The sequence below is a fragment of the Mesorhizobium sp. M7A.F.Ca.US.014.04.1.1 genome (assembly GCF_003998745.1).
In the GTDB taxonomy this organism is placed as follows: domain Bacteria; phylum Pseudomonadota; class Alphaproteobacteria; order Rhizobiales; family Rhizobiaceae; genus Mesorhizobium; species Mesorhizobium ciceri.
In genome coordinates, this window is sequence record NZ_RZRW01000454.1 from 1 (window position 1) to 4688 (window position 4688).

General features: G+C 63.6%; 6 protein-coding genes. 5 read left to right on the top strand and 1 reads right to left on the bottom strand.

Annotated elements, in window-relative coordinates:
• The 5 genes from EOA22_RS24795 to EOA22_RS24810 form a co-directional block, all read left to right on the top strand.
• The coding region (locus tag EOA22_RS24795) for a glutathione S-transferase N-terminal domain-containing protein (RefSeq protein WP_245478678.1) at positions 1-658 on the top strand (658 nt) is incomplete at its 5' end.
• A 313-nt stretch (positions 659-971) separates the two neighbouring features.
• The gene (locus EOA22_RS24800; protein WP_063170725.1) at positions 972-1709 is read left to right on the top strand and encodes an SDR family oxidoreductase; all 738 of its coding nucleotides are present in this window, start codon (positions 972-974) and stop codon (positions 1707-1709) included.
• 109 nt (positions 1710-1818) lie between these two features.
• Positions 1819-2538, top strand: coding sequence for an SDR family oxidoreductase (locus EOA22_RS24805; protein WP_127390277.1), 720 nt, complete (start codon positions 1819-1821; stop codon positions 2536-2538).
• 193 nt (positions 2539-2731) lie between these two features.
• Positions 2732-2869 carry a LysR family transcriptional regulator gene (locus EOA22_RS39720; RefSeq protein WP_348629502.1) on the top strand — a complete coding sequence of 46 codons (138 nt, stop codon included), beginning with the start codon at positions 2732-2734 and terminating at the stop codon, positions 2867-2869.
• Entirely contained in the window at positions 2866-3639 is a 774-nt protein-coding gene (locus EOA22_RS24810; protein WP_348629503.1) for a substrate binding domain-containing protein, read from the top strand. The genes EOA22_RS39720 and EOA22_RS24810 overlap by 4 nt, the downstream gene beginning before the upstream one ends.
• A 48-nt stretch (positions 3640-3687) precedes the next feature.
• On the opposite strand, the gene EOA22_RS24815 is transcribed toward EOA22_RS24810, so the two are convergent.
• Entirely contained in the window at positions 3688-4446 is a 759-nt protein-coding gene (locus EOA22_RS24815) for a peroxiredoxin-like family protein (RefSeq protein ID WP_082826778.1), read from the bottom strand.
• Between the last annotated feature and the right edge of the window lie 242 nt (positions 4447-4688).

Below are 4688 nucleotides of genomic sequence, written 5' to 3' on the forward strand. Positions count from 1 at the left end.
AATTTTGAACGGGACCCTCATGTTGCAAGTATATGCCTTCGCGACCCCAAACAGCCTCCGGATTCCGATCGCCCTGGAAGAGCTTGGCCTGGACTACAAGCTAAACGCCGTAAACGTCCGCAAGGGCGACCAGAAGCAGCCAGGCTACCTGGCGATCAACCCCAACGGCAAGGTCCCGGTCCTGGTTGACCCCGAAGGCCCGGACGGCGAAACGCTAACCCTGACCGAGTCGGGCGCGATCCTCATCTACCTGGCTGAAAAGACCGGCGAGCTATTGCCCAGGAGCGGGGCCGCTCGCGCCCGCGTGTTCGAGCAGATGTTCTTCCACCTGACCGGGATCGGGCCCGCCCTTGGTCAGGTCGGGTTTTTCAAGCGTCAGGCTTCGGAGAACCTTCCCCTCGCGATCGATCGTTTCCAAAAGGAGGCGGAGCGGGTCTTGGCGGTCCTGGACGGGGTGCTGGCGCATCGCAAGTTCGCGGCCGGTCCGGACTTCTCGATCGCCGATATCGTTCACTTCGGCTGGCTGTGGCGACGCGACTTCGCCGGCATCGACTTCGAGGCGACGCCGAATATTGCTCGTTGGTACGAAGGGATTTCGGCGCGCCCGGCAGTCCAACGCGCTCTTGAACGGGTGACCGCCCTCGTCCCGCCAGCGTAGGCCACGCCACCAGGCCAACCGCTGCTTTACCGAGACTGTTCGCAACGGAGGCGCAACCGGCCTCGGGCATTGGCCATTGCATGCGCGCACAGCGCTCTTGTCGCCGGCAAGTCCGTTCCGACCCATTCCGAAAGGGGTGGCCATAGCGATGACCTCGGCCTTCTTCATTCCTGGGAGGAATAAGGCTTAGTCAAACACGAGCACTACTGGGTTTCGCCCAGTCCCATATCTCTCATCCGCTCGCGTCACCCCGGCGCCGAGCATTGCGGAGCCCCGGCCGCCGTTGTCCGGGAATAATTTAAGGACGTCACAAATGAGCAAGAAACTCGACGGCAAGATCGCTGTCGTCACCGGCGCTAGCGCCGGTATCGGTCTGGGCGTCGCCAAGGCCTTCGCCGCCGAAGGCGCCAAGGTCTATATCACCGGCCGCCGCCAGAGCGAGCTGGACAAGGCCCTGGCCGAAATCGGCCACGGCGCGGTCGGCGTTCAAGGAGACGCTGCGAATATGGCCGACGTCGACAAGCTGTTCGCCCAGGTCAAGGCGACCGATGGCCGGATCGACGTCCTCGCCCTGAACGCGGGCTTCTACGAATTCGCGAAATTCGGCGAGATCACCGAAGAGCACTTCGACAGGCACTACAACACGAACGTGAAGGGCTTGCTGTTCACCCTGCAGAAGGCGCTGCCCCTGCTGCCCAAGGGCGCCTCGGTGATCCTGACCGGCTCGATCGCCAGCCAAATCGGCATCCCGGCGATGTCCGTCTACTCCTCGACCAAGGCGGCGATCCGCAGCTTGATCCGGGGTTGGATCCACGACACCAAGGAACTGGGCTTCCGCATCAACGTGCTGAGCCCCGGTCATACCCTGACGCCTGGTCTGAAGACCTTGTTGCCGGCTGGGGCCGAAGACCACGTCGCGACGACCATTCCGCTCGGTCGTCTCGGCACCCCTGCCGATCTCGGCAAGGCTGCGGTGTTCCTGGCATCCAGCGACAGCGAATACATCCACGGCATCGAACTCGAAGTGGACGGCGGCGTCTCGCAGATCTGACAACTTTAGCTGGGCGAGCTTCGGCTCGCCCAGTTGCCATTGTCCGCCAGCCGCCTCGGTTACCGCAGATCTGCCCGGGGCCACCTCAGTCCCCATACAAAGAATCCTCATGACCCAACGCACCGTTCTTATCACTGGAGCGACCAAAGGCATTGGCCGAGCCCTGGCGGAGCGGCTGGCCCGAAATGGCCAACGTGTCATTGGGCTCGCGCGTACGTTGCCGACCGATTTTCCGGGTCGCGCCGTCGCCGTCGACTTGGCGGACGCAGCGGCGACCGAAGCGATCCTAAAAGCTCTTGCCTCCGAAGAGGCGATCACCGCCGTGGTCAACAACGTTGGACTGGTCAAGCTCCGCGAGCTTGGCGATATCCCCACGCACGAGCTCATATCCGTCCTCGATCTTAACTTGCGCCCGGCCCTGCAGACGGTGCAGGCCGCCCTGCCGGCGATGCGGGCGGCAGGTTTCGGACGCGTGGTCAACATCTCAAGCTTGGTGGCGCTCGGCATGCGCCAACGGTCTAGCTATTCGGCCGCCAAGGCCGGACTGATCGCCTTTACGCGGACCTGGGCTCTTGAGCTGGCCGAGGAGGGCATCACCGTAAACGGTGTGGCGCCGGGACCAACTGAAACGGAGCTCTTCCGAACCACCACCCCCCATGGCAGTGAAGCCGAAGCCCGCTTTCTCGCCGCGGTGCCGGCCCGTCGTTTTGCGAAGCCTTGGGAGATCGCAGCGGCTGCCGAATTCCTGCTGTCTGAAGATGCGGGCTTCATCACCGGCCAAACCCTATTTGTTGATGGCGGCGCCTCAATCGGCAAGGCGTCTGCCTGAACCGTCTGGTTAGCGACAACATCATCAATTCCGTCTAGGAATGCTCGAGGCGATCCGTCTCCTGGCCACGCTTCTTCCACCCGGGCCGCAACCATGCCTTGCGAGACGGCTGGCAATGGCTAAGTTTTAAGCTTGGGACGGCGACGGGCAGTGAACTGCGTGGCGTCTCCGCCATTTCCTGCAGGGCATGCCGATGGATCGCTTCGCGACAATGCAGACCTTCCTGACCGTCGTCGATACAGGGTCGTTTTCGAAGGCCGCGCGGCAACTGAGCGTCGGGCAGCCCGCCGTGTCCAAGACTATAGCCCAGCTTGAGCGGCGGCTGGGGTGAAGCTGCTGGTGCGATCTACCCGTGGGCTTGCGCCGACGGAGGCTGGCCTGAATTTCTACGAACGGGCGCGGCGATCGGTCGAGGAGGCCGAAGAGGCCGAGCTTGCGGCGCGCGGCGCCGGAACCGGTCTATCCGGCAAGTTGCGGGTCTGCGCCGCCGTAACCTTTGCGCGCCTGCATATCGTCCCAAAGATCGCTGAATTCCTGGCGCAGAACCCTGACCTCGAAATGGAGGTCGTCCTCGATGACCGGAACATTGACCTGGTCCAGGAAGGGATCGACGTCGCCCTGCGCTTCGGGTCGATGCCGGATTCCAGTTTGACCGCGAGAAAGATCGCCTCGTGTCCCCGGGCAGTCCTCGGCGCTGCGGCCTACTTCGAACGGTGCGGCAAGCCGATGCTGCCGGGCGAACTGGCACTCCACCAAGCGATCGTCTACCCGCACAGCGGCGGGAGCGATGTGTGGGCGTTTCGGAAGGATGGCTCGGAGGTATCCGTTACGGTCAATAGCCGCCGGGAGATCACCGCGGCTGAAGGCATCCGCGCCGCGGTGCTCGCTGGCGCGGGACTCACTGTTGCGTCTGAGTGGATGTTCACGCCAGAGCTGGCCGACGGCACCGTCCAGCGGGCTTTGACGGAATGGCAATTGCCGTCGATCGATCTCTGGGCGGTCTATCCTGCCGGTCGCACCGCGACCGCTAAGGCAAGGTCGTTTGTCAGCTTTGTCGACAGCTTGATGGCCGATGCGGCGGCTCCGTCGACGATCGTCTGACGCGTCCCCTGCTTCGAGCGGCGGGCCAGTAGAGTGGTCCTCGCGCCGTCAGGCGGACGGGCTGGCGCCGCGTAGAACCGGCAGCAGCTCCAGGGGATCGGTGCGGCGCGTGAAGTCGGCACTCACTTCGGCGTACCGGATGGAGCGATCCGTAGCGATGACGAAGCGGGCCGGTAGTGGTAGCGTCCAACTCTCGTCACCATTCAGTGTCGGCAGGTCGATTCCAGACCGCTGGTAGAGATCGATCAGCCCTGGGGTCAGTTTCACAAGAACCCCGAAGGAGGCCGCCACGCGATTTCGCGGGTCCGCGAGCAGGGGAAAGCTTGTTCCGGCCTGCTCCCTGACGGCTCGATTGTGGTTCGGGGTCTGTGGTGAGATCGCAAGCAGCGTGGTCCCACGGTAGGTATATTCGGGCAACGCAGCCTCCAGGGCCTGCAAATCCGCGATGCAGGTTGGACACCATAAACCGCCGTGGAACGTCACGACGGCCGGTCCGGAGCTCAAAGCGTCGCTCAGCGACACTGCCCCGCCCTCGCAATCATAGAGACTGAAGCCGGGGGCTGGCACGCCAGCCCTGAGGCCACGCCTTGCGGCTCCTGAGGCTGTCAGTGCCTGCGCCGCGCGGCAGGCGATTTCAGTTGCTGAAAGCGGCGCCCCGCCGGTCGCGTTCCTAGACCGAGGCCTGCCACTCATGTCGAGTATCGCCCGAGCATTCACTGAATCTCCGCCAAGTGGTCGTTGATCCCACTCTATGTGGGCAATCCAGGCGCTCCACAGACGTGCCGGAAGACTAACACCCATTCTCATATGGAATGCCGGAGCGGTGCGGCAAGGCTCACTCCTGTGATGACGCCTCGCCCGGCCGCCTTGGCGCACCGGGGGACGAACACAGTCGGATCCGGGCGTGATTCGTCTATTCCTCGCGGTGATAAACCATATTCCCGGCGACCCACTGACTAAACCCTTCGCGGCTCCTCATCTCTACCCGTGCGCCCGTCGACGGGGCATGGGCGCGGTCTGAACTCCCCACCCCCCAGCCCAAGTTTATC

What these genes read in the sequence shown, in the direction of transcription:
- EOA22_RS24815 (WP_082826778.1), bottom strand. Translation starts at nt 4,446, where the DNA reads ATGAGAATGGGTGTTAGTCTTCCGGCACGTCTGTGGAGCGCCTGGATT.
- EOA22_RS39720 (WP_348629502.1), top strand. Translation starts at nt 2,732, where the DNA reads ATGGATCGCTTCGCGACAATGCAGACCTTCCTGACCGTCGTCGATACA.
- EOA22_RS24805 (WP_127390277.1), top strand. Translation starts at nt 1,819, where the DNA reads ATGACCCAACGCACCGTTCTTATCACTGGAGCGACCAAAGGCATTGGC.
- EOA22_RS24800 (WP_063170725.1), top strand. Translation starts at nt 972, where the DNA reads ATGAGCAAGAAACTCGACGGCAAGATCGCTGTCGTCACCGGCGCTAGC.